This window comes from Haloarcula argentinensis DSM 12282 (genome assembly GCA_000336895.1).
Lineage (GTDB): Archaea > Halobacteriota > Halobacteria > Halobacteriales > Haloarculaceae > Haloarcula > Haloarcula argentinensis.
Map to the genome: position 1 here is coordinate 37,693 of AOLX01000015.1, position 12,602 is coordinate 50,294.

18 protein-coding genes are annotated in these 12,602 nt (G+C 62.1%); 13 read left to right on the forward strand and 5 right to left on the reverse strand.

Annotated features, from left to right (window positions below):
• The first annotated feature begins 4 nt into the window (after window positions 1-4).
• Complete coding sequence (locus C443_RS06885) at window positions 5-982, forward strand: aldo/keto reductase (RefSeq protein ID WP_005535033.1); 978 nt, start codon at window positions 5-7, stop codon at window positions 980-982.
• 133 nt (window positions 983-1,115) lie between these two features.
• Entirely contained in the window at window positions 1,116-1,409 is a 294-nt protein-coding gene (locus tag C443_RS06890; RefSeq protein ID WP_005535034.1) for a hypothetical protein, read from the forward strand.
• 7 nt (window positions 1,410-1,416) lie between these two features.
• Here the strand turns inward: C443_RS06890 and C443_RS06895 are convergent, their stop codons facing one another.
• The gene (locus C443_RS06895) at window positions 1,417-1,917 is read right to left on the reverse strand and encodes a macro domain-containing protein (RefSeq protein ID WP_005535036.1); all 501 of its coding nucleotides are present in this window, start codon (window positions 1,915-1,917) and stop codon (window positions 1,417-1,419) included.
• Window positions 1,918-2,037: 120 nt separating this feature from the next.
• Between C443_RS06895 and C443_RS06900 the strand changes: the two genes are divergently transcribed.
• The 6 genes from C443_RS06900 (at window position 2,038) to C443_RS06925 (ending at window position 6,847) form a co-directional block, all read left to right on the forward strand.
• Window positions 2,038-2,742, forward strand: coding sequence for a YqjF family protein (locus tag C443_RS06900; RefSeq protein WP_005535038.1), 705 nt, complete (start codon window positions 2,038-2,040; stop codon window positions 2,740-2,742).
• A gap of 21 nt (window positions 2,743-2,763) precedes the next feature.
• The gene (locus C443_RS06905) at window positions 2,764-3,438 is read left to right on the forward strand and encodes a DUF2071 domain-containing protein (RefSeq protein ID WP_005535040.1); all 675 of its coding nucleotides are present in this window, start codon (window positions 2,764-2,766) and stop codon (window positions 3,436-3,438) included.
• 80 nt (window positions 3,439-3,518) lie between these two features.
• On the forward strand, window positions 3,519-4,904 hold the full coding sequence (locus C443_RS06910; protein WP_005535041.1) for a response regulator: 1,386 nt from the start codon (window positions 3,519-3,521) through the stop codon (window positions 4,902-4,904).
• Window positions 4,905-4,940: 36 nt separating this feature from the next.
• Window positions 4,941-5,735, forward strand: coding sequence for an HAD-IIA family hydrolase (locus tag C443_RS06915; protein ID WP_005535043.1), 795 nt, complete (start codon window positions 4,941-4,943; stop codon window positions 5,733-5,735).
• A 66-nt stretch (window positions 5,736-5,801) separates the two neighbouring features.
• The gene (locus C443_RS06920) at window positions 5,802-6,392 is read left to right on the forward strand and encodes a DJ-1/PfpI family protein (RefSeq protein WP_005535045.1); all 591 of its coding nucleotides are present in this window, start codon (window positions 5,802-5,804) and stop codon (window positions 6,390-6,392) included.
• Between the two features lie 227 nt (window positions 6,393-6,619).
• Entirely contained in the window at window positions 6,620-6,847 is a 228-nt protein-coding gene (locus tag C443_RS06925) for a zinc ribbon domain-containing protein (protein WP_005535046.1), read from the forward strand.
• Here the strand turns inward: C443_RS06925 and C443_RS21630 are convergent.
• The gene (locus C443_RS21630; protein WP_167321078.1) at window positions 6,844-7,062 is read right to left on the reverse strand and encodes a hypothetical protein; all 219 of its coding nucleotides are present in this window, start codon (window positions 7,060-7,062) and stop codon (window positions 6,844-6,846) included. The two genes, C443_RS06925 and C443_RS21630, sit on opposite strands and share 4 nt — an antisense overlap.
• A gap of 116 nt (window positions 7,063-7,178) precedes the next feature.
• On the opposite strand from C443_RS21630, the gene C443_RS06930 reads away from it, so the two are divergent.
• From C443_RS06930 to C443_RS06945, 5 genes are all read left to right on the forward strand, one after another.
• Complete coding sequence (locus tag C443_RS06930) at window positions 7,179-7,427, forward strand: MTH865 family protein (protein WP_005535048.1); 249 nt, start codon at window positions 7,179-7,181, stop codon at window positions 7,425-7,427.
• 129 nt (window positions 7,428-7,556) lie between these two features.
• Window positions 7,557-7,706: a hypothetical protein gene (locus C443_RS21635; protein WP_005535049.1), complete on the forward strand. Its 150-nt coding sequence runs from the start codon at window positions 7,557-7,559 to the stop codon at window positions 7,704-7,706.
• An 82-nt stretch (window positions 7,707-7,788) separates the two neighbouring features.
• Window positions 7,789-8,481: a metal-dependent transcriptional regulator gene (locus tag C443_RS06935; protein WP_049943948.1), complete on the forward strand. Its 693-nt coding sequence runs from the start codon at window positions 7,789-7,791 to the stop codon at window positions 8,479-8,481.
• Entirely contained in the window at window positions 8,478-9,185 is a 708-nt protein-coding gene (locus C443_RS06940) for a TMEM165/GDT1 family protein (RefSeq protein ID WP_005535052.1), read from the forward strand. The genes C443_RS06935 and C443_RS06940 overlap by 4 nt, the downstream gene beginning before the upstream one ends.
• A gap of 64 nt (window positions 9,186-9,249) precedes the next feature.
• Window positions 9,250-9,648 carry a hypothetical protein gene (locus C443_RS06945; protein WP_049943949.1) on the forward strand — a complete coding sequence of 133 codons (399 nt, stop codon included), beginning with the start codon at window positions 9,250-9,252 and terminating at the stop codon, window positions 9,646-9,648.
• Between the two features lie 75 nt (window positions 9,649-9,723).
• On the opposite strand, the gene C443_RS06950 is transcribed toward C443_RS06945, so the two are convergent.
• The 3 genes from C443_RS06950 to C443_RS06960 are packed head-to-tail and all read right to left on the reverse strand — an operon-like array spanning window position 9,724 to window position 12,586.
• Window positions 9,724-10,698, reverse strand: coding sequence for a metal ABC transporter permease (locus C443_RS06950; RefSeq protein WP_005535056.1), 975 nt, complete (start codon window positions 10,696-10,698; stop codon window positions 9,724-9,726).
• A complete protein-coding gene (locus tag C443_RS06955; RefSeq protein WP_049943969.1) occupies window positions 10,695-11,498 on the reverse strand; it encodes a metal ABC transporter ATP-binding protein in 804 nt (267 codons plus the stop codon). The genes C443_RS06950 and C443_RS06955 overlap by 4 nt, the downstream gene beginning before the upstream one ends.
• 2 nt (window positions 11,499-11,500) lie before the next feature.
• A complete protein-coding gene (locus C443_RS06960) occupies window positions 11,501-12,586 on the reverse strand; it encodes a metal ABC transporter substrate-binding protein (protein WP_005535061.1) in 1,086 nt (361 codons plus the stop codon).
• Between the last annotated feature and the right edge of the window lie 16 nt (window positions 12,587-12,602).

Consider the following 12,602-nt stretch of genomic DNA (forward strand, 5'->3'; position numbering starts at 1 on the left):
GAACATGGAGTACACCACACTCGGGTCGACTGGCATGGAGGTCAGCCGGCTCTGTCTGGGCTGTATGAGCTTCGGAACCTCGGAGTGGCGTGACTGGGTACTCGACGAAGACGAGAGCCGCGAGGTCATCGAGCGGGCCATCGACCTCGGCATCAATTTCTTCGATACCGCCAACATGTATTCGATGGGCGAGTCCGAGCGTGTCCTCGGGACCGTTCTTGACGACTACGACCGCGACAGGCAGGTCGTTGCGACGAAGGGGTACTTCCAGATGGACGAGGACAACCCCAACTCTGGCGGGCTTTCGCGGAAGGCCATTGAACAGGAGTTGTCGAACTCGCTGGACAGGCTTGGGATGGACACCGTCGACCTCTACCAGATCCACCGCTGGGATTACGACACGCCCATCGAGCAGACGCTCCGGGCGCTGGACGACGCCGTCAGACGGGGCCAGGCGCGCTACGTCGGCGCGTCGTCGATGTGGACCCACCAGTTCGCAGACGCGCTTCAGACGAGCGAGCACGAGGGGCTGGAACGGTTCGAGACGATGCAGAACCACTACAATCTGCTGTACCGCGAGGAGGAGCGCGAGATGCTGCCGCTGTGTGACAAAGAGAACGTCGGCGTGATGCCGTGGAGCCCGCTGGCTCGGGGCTATCTCACCCGCCCACACGAGCAGGTCGAGAAGACCGTCCGGGGCGAAACGGACGATTACGCCCGCGAGCACCCCTACTTCGAGGGCAACGGCCGCGAGGTCAACGAGCGAGTGCAGGAACTGGCCGACGAGTACGACGCCTCGATGGCACAGATAGCGCTGGCCTGGGTGCTCGACAAGGAGTGGGTCGATGCACCGATTATCGGGACGAGTAGCCTCGACCACCTCGAAGAAGCAGTCGCAGCGCTTGAAATCGACCTCTCAGAGAGTGACGTGGAATGGCTGGAAGCACCGTACGAGCCGGTTCGTGTGTCGGGCCACGAGTAACACTATCGGCTGTCCGTTCGTGGGAGCTTCGCCGCCCCCAGCGAGTGTCCTGAAACCGGTATAGACAGCGATCTATCCCGCCGAAATGGTTAATATGCAGTGACATAAAGACCTAGATTGAGGAAAGGTACCAATGACCAACGCTCGGGGACCGGGCAGCGAGACACTCGAGGAGACCACTGGCAGTGACGCCTGTGTCTGCTCAATAGGGAACACAGTCGAGCATTACGTGACCGGAATACTGGGGCTTGTTGCGACGCTCGTCGTCGGTGTGCAGGCGTATCCGTGGTTTCAGTCCGTCGCTGGAACCACGACCTACCTCGGATCGACGTGGCTGGTGTTCAGTTTCGCCACGATATGGCTCGTCTGCTGGATCGCACTGGAACTCGCCTGGGAGTGGCGTGCCGGACGCATACACCTGCTGTAGCGGATAGTCAGTCGCGAACGCCGGCCGCGACTCGTTGCATCCCTTCGAAGTCGTCGTCGGAGTAGGCGATGAGTCGCACGTCTGTCAAGGATTCGGGCTGATATTCGTCGATGACCGTGCAGATAATTCTGATGCCCTCCTCGAAGTCGAATCCAGCGATTCCACAACCGATGGCCGGGAGAACTATCAACTCGCAGTTCAATGCGTCAGCTTCCGCCAGTGTGTTCTGGGTCGCGTCGCGGATGCTTTCAGCGGTCGACTGGCCGCCCGGCGGCATTGCAGCGGCATGGATGACGTACTCGGCGTCAAGGTCGTACGCGTCGGTCGTGGCGACACTGCCGAGGTCGACCGGTCCTTTCGCGACGGCCTCGTCGTTCAGGCCCGACCCAGCGGCGCGCTTGAGCGCCCCGGCGACGCCGGAGCCCATCCGCAGGCTCGTGTTCGCCGCGTTGACCAGTGCGTCCGCCGACTGTGAAGCGATGTCGCCCTGGATTACCTCGAACTCCATACGCGAGGCTGCGGGTGGGACGGTGAAAGTTTTAGCGCCGACACGGCCGGACGGCGCTCATTGGTGTCTGTCATCGCGCCCCACGACAGGCAGAAACCCGTCTGGTCCCAACAAACAGGTATGGACCTGCTGACGATGACGTGGCGGGATGTGGGGTTCATGCACTGGCCGGTCGAGCCCGACATTGTCCAGCAAACGCTGCCGGACGGGCTCAATGTCGACACGTACGACGGGCAGGCGTGGCTCAGTGTGGTCCCGTTCCAGATGGCGGACATCAGACCGCGCGGCAGTCCCATCGGGCGGTCCTTTGGCGAGCTAAATCTCCGGACCTACGTGGTCGCCGACGGGACGCCGGGGGTGTACTTTTACAACCTCGACGCCGACGACCGCCTCAGCGTCACGCTGGCCCGGAAGCTGTTCCAACTGTCTTACTACAGGGCGTCGATGCAGGTCCGGACCGACGGCGACAGCGTCGAGTTCCGAAGTCGCCGGACCAGTTCGCGCGCACCACCGGCGGATTTCCACGCCACCTACGAGCCGACTGAGGCACCGTCGACGCCCGAACCGGGCTCGCTGGAGTCGTTTCTGGTGGAGCGGTACCGGTTCTACGCCGCGAGCGACGACGGGACGGTGTATTACGCCGACATCGACCACGAGCCGTGGCCACTCCAGCGTGGGCAGTCAGATATCCGGACGAACGGGCTGTTCGCCGCGTCGGGGTTCGACAGACCCGACGGCGACCCGCTCGTTCACTACTGCGCCGAGATTCCGGTGACTGCCGGGCGGCTTCACCGGCTTGATGGGGTTGCCCAGTACACTGATTAACGTGTCGGCCCCAGTGAGGATGTGGTCGCCCTCCGCCCGCTGCAGGTCACGCTTGACGACGTCTGCTTCTGTCACTGGCCGGTCTCCGAGGCAGCGGTGCAGGTGGCAGTCCCCGACTGGCTCACCGTCGAGACAGCCGACGACGACGCCTGGGTGTCAGCCGTCACGGCGACCGTTGACCGTGTCGAAACGTTCGGTATCGAGGTCGCCGGACCGTCGGAGTTGCTCACGGTTCGGACCTACGTCCGCGGCCCGACCGGCCAGCGCGGGGTCTGTGTGCTAGGGCTGTTCGGTGACGACAGGCGGACAGCGACAGCGGTTTCGGAGCTGTTTCGTATCACGGTTGGTGATGCCGTCCCGCGAACGCTCCCGACGGCCGACCGTCGGCGGGTCCTTGACGCCGGGGAGCGACGACTGTTCGAATGCCGGTACACAGTCAGTGGTGGCCGGGCGGCGATTCCACCGGACTCGCTGGCTTCCTTCCTCGTCGACCGACAGCGATACTTCACGACCGGTCGTTTCGGGACGCACCTCGTCGGCAGCGTCGGTCACGACCCGTGGCGACTCGACCGCGTTGACGCGACTGTGACCGGATCTGTTCTTCCGCTGGTTGACATATCTGCTCGCGAGGCAGAGCCGTTAGTCCATCACAGTCCTGGGCTTCGAGTTTCGATTGCCCCACCGGTGCCGCCATAGCCGGGACCAGCGGGCAATCTGGCTCCCTTGAAATATAAGTACGGACAGACCGTTGGGAGGATAAGGACCCAGCCGCCCATATGACATCTGAAACTAATATACGAACGCTTGTTGTTGACGACAGCGATTTTTTCGCGGAGATGACCGCTGACACGCTCACCCAACAACACGGCATCGAGTCCGTTGCTGCGAACAGCGCTGCGGAAGCGCTGGAACGGCTCGACGGGGGCGGGTTCGACTGCGTCGTCAGTGACTACGAAATGCCCGAAATGGACGGGCTGGAACTCCTTGAGGCGATCAGGGAGACAAACCCCTCTATCCCGTTCATTCTGCTGACTGGGCGGGGGGACGAAGAGACGGCAAGCGCGGCTATTGCGGCGGGGGTCGCCGACTACCTCCTAAAGCTCGAAGTCGTCGAAGACAAGCAGTACGGTCGGCTTGCAAACCGTATCGAGAACGTCGTTTCACAGGAGCGAACCCGCAAGAAGTTCGAATCGCTTGTGTCGGACTCGCCGGACGGTATCGTTCACCTGACGACTGACGGGACTATCCTCTCAGTGAACCCCTCGATGGCACGCAGACTGGGTGCCGACGCCGACGCGCTCGTCGGACAGCAATTGAGCGAAGTGATGGACAGCGAGGCGGCCAACCAGCGTCTCGAAGCCGGAAAGAGCGCAGTCGAAAACGGGACCGCGACACGCTCCGAGGACGCCGTCGGGGGACGACATTATCACAACCAGTATATCCCCGTCGACAGCCATCGCAAGTCGGATACCTTCCAGTTAGTCTCACGCGACATCACTGAACGCGTCGAGCGTCAGCGGGAACTGGAACGCCAGAACGAGCGGCTCGAAGAGTTCGCCAGCGTCGTCAGCCACGACCTGCGGAACCCGCTGAACGTCGCTCAGGGCGCGGTCGACCTGCTCACGGAGCCAGACGATCGCGAGGAGGCCGAACTGGTCGCCAAGATCGACCGATCGCTGGACCGGATGGGCTGTATCATCGAGGACGTACTCACGCTGGCGCGGCAAGGCCAGACGGTCAGCGATCCACAGGAGACGGAGCTATCGACGCTGGCGTCGACCGCGTGGACCTGGATCGAGGCTGAACAGGCATCCATGTCGGTCGAGTCAAGCACGGAACTCGCCGCTGACAGCGGGCGCGTGCAGGACCTGCTGGCGAACCTGTTCCGGAACGCCATCGAACACAACGACGGTGACGTCGAGATCGAGATCGGGCTGCTGGAGTCCAACGACGGCTTCTACATCGCAGACAACGGCGAAGGTGTCGAGGGCGACGCCGAGGACGTGTTCGAGATGGGGTACTCTTCGACGAAGGACGGAACCGGGTTCGGCCTGGCTATCGTCGAACAGGTCGCTGAGGCCCACGGCTGGGAAGTATCACTGACTGATAGCGACAGCGGCGGGGCGTGCTTCGAGGTGACAGATGTCGAACTACACGACTGAGACGGACTTTTCACTGGCGGATCCCGAGTAGTGGTAATGACAGTCGCGGGGGCCATTATCGACTTGGATGGAACGGTGTACCACGGAGACACGCTGTTGCCGGGGGCGGCGTCGGCAATTGACGTGTTCAGGGAGCGCGGCCTGGGAATCTGCTTTTTTTCGAACAACCCAATCCACGACGGGAGCGAGTACATCGAGCGGTTGCGGGGAATGGGTATCGACGCCCGCGAGGGCGAGGCCTGTTCCTCCGGTGTCGTCACCCGTGAGTATCTCAACGGGTCCCATGCGGGTGACGACGTGTTCGTCATCGGGAGTGAACCGCTCCGCAGTATGGTCACGGAGACAGAGGCACGGCTGGTCGAAGACCCTGCTGAGACTGACGTGTTACTGGCCTCTTGGACGGATGACTTCCACTACCACGACATGGTCGACGCGCTCCGGGCCGTCGAGGACGACACTGTCTTCCTCGGGACTGACCCGGACCGGACGTTCCCCGGTGAAGACGGCGACCCGGTCCCCGGTTCCGGGGCGATAATCAACGCCGTCGCCGGCGTCATCGAGCGGGACCCGGACCGGATTCTCGGGAAGCCGTCAGAGATTGCCGTTCAGGCGGCGCTAGAGCGACTGGACTGTGCGCCGGCGGATTGTCTCATCGTCGGGGACCGGTTAGAGACGGACATCGCAATGGGCGAGCGGAACGGCATGACAACAGTCCTTGTCCGGACCGGCGTGTCCAACGAACGGTCGCTGGAACGGAGCGCCGTGACGCCAGACTACGTTATCGATTCACTGGCGGACATCGACGAAGTGCTTGCGTCGCTGGACGTGTGACACGAAACTGGTAATTCACCTGCGACTTTATTTCGACGGCGACCGTAGCTCTCGTTGGTGTTTCCAATGGGCAAAGACATCCTCATGATCGTCGGCGATTTCGGCGAAGACTACGAAATAATGGTGCCGTTCCAGGCGCTGCAGATGGTCGGCCACGAGGTCGACGCGGTGTGTCCCGACAAAGCGGCCGAGGAGACCATCAAGACAGCGATACACGACTTCCGCGGCGACCAGACCTACATGGAGTCCCGCGGCCACGACTTCGTCCTGAACGCGACGATGGCCGACGTGACTCCCAGCGACTACGACGCACTCGTCGTCCCCGGCGGTCGCGCCCCCGAGTATCTCCGGACGTACGACGAGGTGCTGGACGCGGTACGGCACTTCTTCGAGGAGGACAAACCGGTCGCGGCACTGTGTCACGGCCCGCAGATTCTCGCTGCCGCCGACGTATTGGACGGCTACGAGATGACGTCGTACCCGGCCTGTCGCGCCGAGTGCGAGGCCGCCGGCTGTTCGTGGGTCGACGAAGTAGTCACCGATGGCAACCTCGTCACCGGCCAGGCCTGGCCCGACCATCCCGAGTGGCTCGCGCAGTTCATGGACTTGCTCGGGGACGACGTGTCCCACGGCGAGCCCATCCCCGCCGACGACTGAGGCAACACAAGTTTAGACGGATTCATAACAAACAAATAACTTGGCCGTTTCCCTCCGTTGAGGCGGGTGGGAACTGGCATAGTGCACCATTACGTTCGCCCGCCTCGTTTTCGACGACTGTAGCAAGTGATAGAGACTAGTAACTGGCTGCGACCACTGGTATGGAGCCGACTACGTGTCACGGTGGCACCGGATTTGTTATGCTGAGGAGAGAACAGTTGTGTGTAATGCCCTCCAACACTTCACCGCGAGACGACGATCACGGCTGTCCGAAGTGCGGCCACACCGGTACCGACGTGGGTAACATCTCGACCACCGCCGGCGGCTTCTCGAAGATGTTCGACATCCAGACGAACCAGTTTCAGGTCGTCACGTGTACGAACTGTGGCTACTCGGAGCTGTACCGTGACACCGGGTCTGGCAGGAGCGACCTGGCAGACATCTTCCTCGGCTAACGATGCCTGCCATGACCGGGCTGTTCGTCGTGGTCCTGCTGCTCGCGCTGGCCGCGCCGCTGGCTCTGTACGCGCTGGTTCGAAGCGAGCACGACCAGCGCGTCGAGACGGACCGTGAGACCGCCGAACGGCTTGCTCGGCGCGATACGGACGACGAAAGTCAGGTCCGGTGAGTACTCGGGATATCCCATCGAATGTCGGCGTGGGTCGCTCATACACCGGTACAGTGCCACGAGGGTCCAGAACGTCGCAGGCCCCGAATAAACTCCAAACAATGGGAAAGTGTACCGATGTCGAACCTTTTATCATAACACTCGCACAACGTCCGACCATGGTTGACAGAGAAGACCTCCGCTCACAGTTCGTTGATGCGTTCGAGGAAGCAGACTACCCGATCTCCAGCCCGATGGACCTTGTTCCGGCACTCCCGGGCGGCCCGTCGACGAAGTTCGAGTCCGGCGACTTCTCGATGACGGCGATGGAACTGAACACGAAGCTCAACGGGGAGTTTCCGTACGACAACGTCGACGAGTTCGTCGACGACGTCATGGCCTCGCTCGAAGATCAGGACCTCATCTGAGCGGGCCACACCGGCTCCCGGCCGCTTCACCGGTCTCGTGCGATAATTCGCGAGATTCCCGAACGAGCGTGTCGGTAGCTGTCTCCGCATATCCTTGAGGTTTATCAGGGTGACATCCCTACTCGTGGTATGATCGGTTTGCCGGGGATCGAGACGCTCGTTCGGACGTTCGGGCCGTTTCTCATCCCCGCAACGCTGTTCGTTCTGGGTGCCATCGGCTATCTGTTCCTGTGGCTCCTGACCCGGAACCGTCGCGAAACGTACGCCGCTGACGAGTGACGGCGGCCAGCCGAATACGGCTAGTGAGTTCAAAGTTGTTGTGATCGCCAATCTTTTGCGTTAGACTTGTCTAATTTGGTGTATGCTGAGTGCCAAGATGGAGGACTATCTGAAGGCTATCTATCGCCTCGAGCGGGACGGCGACCCGCCGATTGCACCGTCTACTATCGCCGAGATGCTGGACGTTACCGCGCCGACGGTCACCAGTATGGTCGAGAAGCTGGCTGACCGCGGGCTAATCGAACGAGAGAAGTACAAAGGCGTGCGGACAACGCCGGAAGGTGAGACAGTAGCACTGGAGATTATCCGCCACCACCGACTGCTTGAGACGTTTCTCACCGAGCAGCTGGGGTACGACTGGGCCGAGGTCCACGAGGAAGCGGAGGTACTCGAACACCACATCAGCGAGGAGTTCGAGCGCCGGGTCGCGGCAGTCCTCGACGAACCGGAGTTCGACCCCCACGGGGACCCGATTCCCAGCGACTCGCTCGACCCGATCGACGACGAGTCCGCGACGGCGCTGTCAGAACACAACGAAGGAGGACGAGTCGAAGTTGCTCGGGTCCGGGACCGTGATCCCGACGAACTCACGTACCTCTCCGACGCCGGCATCACACCGGGGACCGTGTTGACCGTCGAGGAAGTCGCTCCGATCGGGATGGTGACGGTCCAGCTAGAGAGCGGGTCGTCAGTGTCGCTCCCGGACCACATCGCCGATGCGATTCAGGTCCGTGCACCGGAGACGCAGGGCGAAGACGGAGTGAGCCAGGCGTGAGCGACGCGACGTGGCTGGCAGTGGTCGCGATAGCGGCCGGTGCACAGCTGGCAGTTCTCCCCGGCGAGAAAGTCCAGTTCATCATCGCCGGCCTGTCGACGCGGTTCAATCCGTTCCTCGTCGTCAGCGCTGCAGGCAGTGCTTTCGCCGGCTGGACAGTGCTGGAGGTCTGGTTTGGCTCCGCAATCACATCGCTACTGCCCGGTATCGTTCTCGAAAGCCTCACCGCCGGAATGTTCCTGCTGTTCGCGATACTACTGCTCCGCAGCGCCCCGGCAGCCGACGCCAAGCAACAGGAACCCGCGTCCGGTTTCACCACTGACGGCGGACAGCTAGACGTTCGCGTTCCCGTCGTCGACTGGCAAGTGCCAAACAAGCTCGGTGGCTTTCTGCCCATCTTCGCGATGATGACTTTCGGGGAGTTCGGCGACAAGACCCAACTCATTACGATCACGCTCGCCGCCCAGTACAGCGCCCACGCCAGCGCTATCTGGACCGGCGAGATGCTCGCTATCATTCCAGTGAGCCTCGCCAACGCGCTGTTTTTCCACCGTTTCGCCCACCGATTCGACCTGCGGAAAGCGCACTTCGTCGGCGCAGGGCTGTTCCTGTTTTTCGCCGCGGACTTCGCTCTGAGCGTGACGATGGGGATCTCGCTGTGGGAAACGATAGTCTCATCCATCGCGGCGCAGGTGGGTGTCTGAGACGAGCGGGTCGGCTAACCTGACGACAGAAAGCTTTTCCAGAACGGCTGAACAGTACCGGCTGATGCCCTCCAGACGGAGCGTCCTCACAACAGCAACACTCGTTGCACTCTCAGGCTGTTCAGCGCTCAGTACCGCGAGCTCTCGACTCGCCGGCGTACGGCTGACGAATACCGGTTCTGCGACACGGGAGTTCGAGTTCACCGTCACGGTTGACGACGAGACGGTGTACGAGGAGACACATACCGTCAGGGCTGCCGAGGACGGCGCAACCGTGGAACTGGACGATGCGCTGCCGGACAGGCAGGGCACGATAACCATTAAAACAGCCATCGACGGGACCGATATCTCGCAGGAGACGACGTTCGACGACGACAACTGCTACGACGTAATCGTCGAGCACACTGGTGACAACGTCGTTCACTGGCAGAGCGGGCACAGCGACTGTGACACGTTCCACTGACTCGCTCGTGGGCTAGTTATTTGTCGCTAGCCGTCGTTTTCGGTTGCGACCATCGACCTCAGTCGAGGTCGTCGTTCAGTCCTGACTGATGCTGTCGAGTTCCCTCGCTTCGTCCGGAGCGCCCGTCTGTCGGACTTTCCCGGCGAGGACTGAGAGGACGTAGATCCCCACTGCGACGAGAACGATGACGCCGCCGGCTGTCGCACCGGCGTAGTACGAGATACCGATACCGAGCAGGACGGCAAGTTCGGCTAAGACAATCGAGACTAGCAGCGATTCCGAGAAGCTCCGGGACACCTGCGTCGCGCCGGCGACCGGGACGACCAGCATGGCTGCGACGAGGATGACGCCCATGATCTGCATCGCACCGACGACGACAAGCGCCGTCAGCATCACCATAATCCGGTTGTACCAGGCGACCGGGATCCCGGCGACCGCGGCGGCAGTTTCGTCGAATGTGACGTACAGCAACTGGTTGCGGGTGAGCGCGACCGTGGCAACGATGACGCTGAACAGCCCGAGCATGATGACCGCGTTCTCGGCGGACACCGTCGAGAGGTTGCCAAAGAGATACTGATTGATACCGACGGCCAGGCCACCGGCGTTGAGGCTAATGAGGACCGTCCCCAGCGCGAACCCCGTCGAGAGGACAATCGCCATCGACACATCGTTGTAGGCATCGGTCGCCTCGGAGATGAGTTCGATGAGCAACGCCGCGATAACGGCCACGACGACAGCGGTGAGATACGGCGAAACGCTCAGTTCGAGGACGGCGTTGAGAAACAGCCCGACAGCGACGCCAGCGAAGGCCGTGTGGGCCAGTGCGTCCCCGATGAGGGCGAGCTGGCGGTGGACGAGAAAGGTCCCGATTAACGGCGCGATGACGCCGACACACAGCCCGACCAGTATCGCCCGGTACATGAACGTGTACTCGGGGTTGATGAGGTCCAGGCCGGTCAGCTGGTAGAGCAGTGCTAGGAGCCAGTACCACACTTCGAGGATCGGGACGAACGCCTCGTAGACGCCGCCAGCAGCAAATGCAAGCGTCATCGGTTGCCTCCGGTCAGCGTCTGCGCACCCGTCCCGAACGCTCTGGCCAGCGCCGCACTGTCGGTGAATTCCGCCGACGGCCCGTCGAAGTAGATCTCTCGGTTCAGGCAGATGACGCGGTCCGCGTGTTCGATGACGGCCTGCAGGTCGTGTTCGATGAGCAGGACGGTAATACCGTTGTCGTGGAGCGATTCGAGCAGTCCGTAGAAGGCGTCAACCGATTCAGTGTCCACGCCGACAGTCGGCTCATCCAGCACGAGCAGGTCGGCCTCACCCGCCAGCGCCCGGGCAATGAATGCCCGCTGGCGCTGCCCGCCGGAAAGCTGGGTGATTCGCCGGTCGGCGAACGCCGACATCCCGACCGTGTCGATGGCCCTGTCGACGATACGCCAATCGGCCGCGGAGAGACGCCCGAACCCGACGTGTGGGAACCGGCCCATCTTCACCACTTCGCGGACCGTGATGGGCATCTCCCGGCTCGTGCCGGCACGCTGTGCGACGTAGCCGACTCTGGCTCCGTCGTCGAACGCCGTCGCGTCGACGCCAAACAGCTCCGCAGTTCCGCTATCCGGTTCCAGAAGCCCGAGCAGCAACTGCATGAGCGTCGACTTGCCGGAGCCGTTCGGGCCGACCACGGCGACATACTCTCCGGCGTCGATACTGACACTGATGTCTTCGACGACGGGCGTGGACGTGTACCCGAACGACACGTCTGCGAGCTCAACGACGGAGAGCCTGCTCTCGTTTGATTCGATCGTTGCTTCGTCAGCACCGTCTCGGTGAGATGAACGCGTTGTCATTTTCATTCGAAGTTCCGCCAGTCCTCGCTCCAGCCGTCAGGGCCGGCGTCTGCAGGTGCCGTGTTGCCCAGAACGACCTCGAACGTCGGCATGTTTATTCGATAGGCGATCTCCTCGTACCCCCAGCCGTTTGCGACCCACTCCTCACGGACGCCAGCATACGGTGTCACGGGGTAGTAGGCTTCGACCGGAGTCTCGGCGAGTAGCTGCTTCGCCGGTTTGCGTGTCTCGAAGACGCCGGCCCCAATGTACCGGATGTCGTTATCCGCGATGACTTCTTTTGCCTCAGTGATGTCCGAGGGTTTCACGTCACCGCTGGCAGCGAGGTTGACCACGAGCGGGCGCATCTCGACGCCGTAGCGCGAGCCGATGTACTGGAAGGCGTTGTGCGCCGCGAGCTGAACCACGTTCCTGTCTGCCCGGTCGAAAATATCGGCGTAGTCCGCATCGATGCGGTCGAGAACGTCCGAGTTGTATGCCTCGGCGTTGTCCCGGAGCGTGTCTTCGGCGTCCGGTGCGAGCGCAACCAGTCCCTCAGTGATGTTGTCGACCGACTGTTTCGCGCGCTGGGGGTCAAGCCAGAAATGAGGGTCGCTGGCTCTGTCCTGTCCGACACCCTCTTCGTCGCGGTCGAGGCTCGCCGCGAGCGATTCGAGTTCGATACCCTCGCGGACGTTGATGAGTTCGGTATCGACGTTGTCGTCTTTGAGCGTCTGAATCGCGCGGTCGGCCCACGGCTGGAAGTCCGGACCAACGTGAATGAACGCGTCCGCGTCGATGATGTCCCGCGTGATCCCGGCGTCCGGTTCCCAGCCGTGACCGTGCAGTCCTGTCGGAATGAGGTTCTTGACCGTTATCGGCGTCCCGCGTGCGACCTTGCGGGCGAAGTCGTAGAAACTGAAAAACGACGCGACCGCGACCGGTCCGTCCGCACCGCTGGTATTGTCGCTGCTATTCGATTCCGCTTCCGTCCCGCTGCCGGTCAGACAGCCAGCAAAGCCGGACGCAAGGACTCCCGCCCCGGCACTGAGTGCCTGCCTGCGGGTGACTCTATACGGCTTATCGCCACAGGGTTGGTTAGTTGCCATGTGTTGCTTGCTATCG

Excerpts from the sequence above, each read along its gene's own strand:
- C443_RS06885 (WP_005535033.1), top strand. The coding sequence starts at position 5 with ATGGAGTACACCACACTCGGGTCGACTGGCATGGAGGTCAGCCGGCTC.
- C443_RS06890 (WP_005535034.1), top strand. The coding sequence starts at position 1,116 with ATGACCAACGCTCGGGGACCGGGCAGCGAGACACTCGAGGAGACCACT.
- C443_RS06895 (WP_005535036.1), bottom strand. The coding sequence starts at position 1,917 with ATGGAGTTCGAGGTAATCCAGGGCGACATCGCTTCACAGTCGGCGGAC.
- C443_RS06900 (WP_005535038.1), top strand. The coding sequence starts at position 2,038 with ATGGACCTGCTGACGATGACGTGGCGGGATGTGGGGTTCATGCACTGG.
- C443_RS06910 (WP_005535041.1), top strand. The coding sequence starts at position 3,519 with ATGACATCTGAAACTAATATACGAACGCTTGTTGTTGACGACAGCGAT.
- C443_RS06915 (WP_005535043.1), top strand. The coding sequence starts at position 4,941 with ATGACAGTCGCGGGGGCCATTATCGACTTGGATGGAACGGTGTACCAC.
- C443_RS06920 (WP_005535045.1), top strand. The coding sequence starts at position 5,802 with ATGGGCAAAGACATCCTCATGATCGTCGGCGATTTCGGCGAAGACTAC.
- C443_RS06925 (WP_005535046.1), top strand. The coding sequence starts at position 6,620 with ATGCCCTCCAACACTTCACCGCGAGACGACGATCACGGCTGTCCGAAG.
- C443_RS21630 (WP_167321078.1), bottom strand. The coding sequence starts at position 7,062 with ATGAGCGACCCACGCCGACATTCGATGGGATATCCCGAGTACTCACCG.
- C443_RS06930 (WP_005535048.1), top strand. The coding sequence starts at position 7,179 with ATGGTTGACAGAGAAGACCTCCGCTCACAGTTCGTTGATGCGTTCGAG.
- C443_RS21635 (WP_005535049.1), top strand. The coding sequence starts at position 7,557 with ATGATCGGTTTGCCGGGGATCGAGACGCTCGTTCGGACGTTCGGGCCG.
- C443_RS06935 (WP_049943948.1), top strand. The coding sequence starts at position 7,789 with ATGCTGAGTGCCAAGATGGAGGACTATCTGAAGGCTATCTATCGCCTC.
- C443_RS06945 (WP_049943949.1), top strand. The coding sequence starts at position 9,250 with ATGCCCTCCAGACGGAGCGTCCTCACAACAGCAACACTCGTTGCACTC.
- C443_RS06950 (WP_005535056.1), bottom strand. The coding sequence starts at position 10,698 with ATGACGCTTGCATTTGCTGCTGGCGGCGTCTACGAGGCGTTCGTCCCG.
- C443_RS06955 (WP_049943969.1), bottom strand. The coding sequence starts at position 11,498 with ATGACAACGCGTTCATCTCACCGAGACGGTGCTGACGAAGCAACGATC.
- C443_RS06960 (WP_005535061.1), bottom strand. The coding sequence starts at position 12,586 with ATGGCAACTAACCAACCCTGTGGCGATAAGCCGTATAGAGTCACCCGC.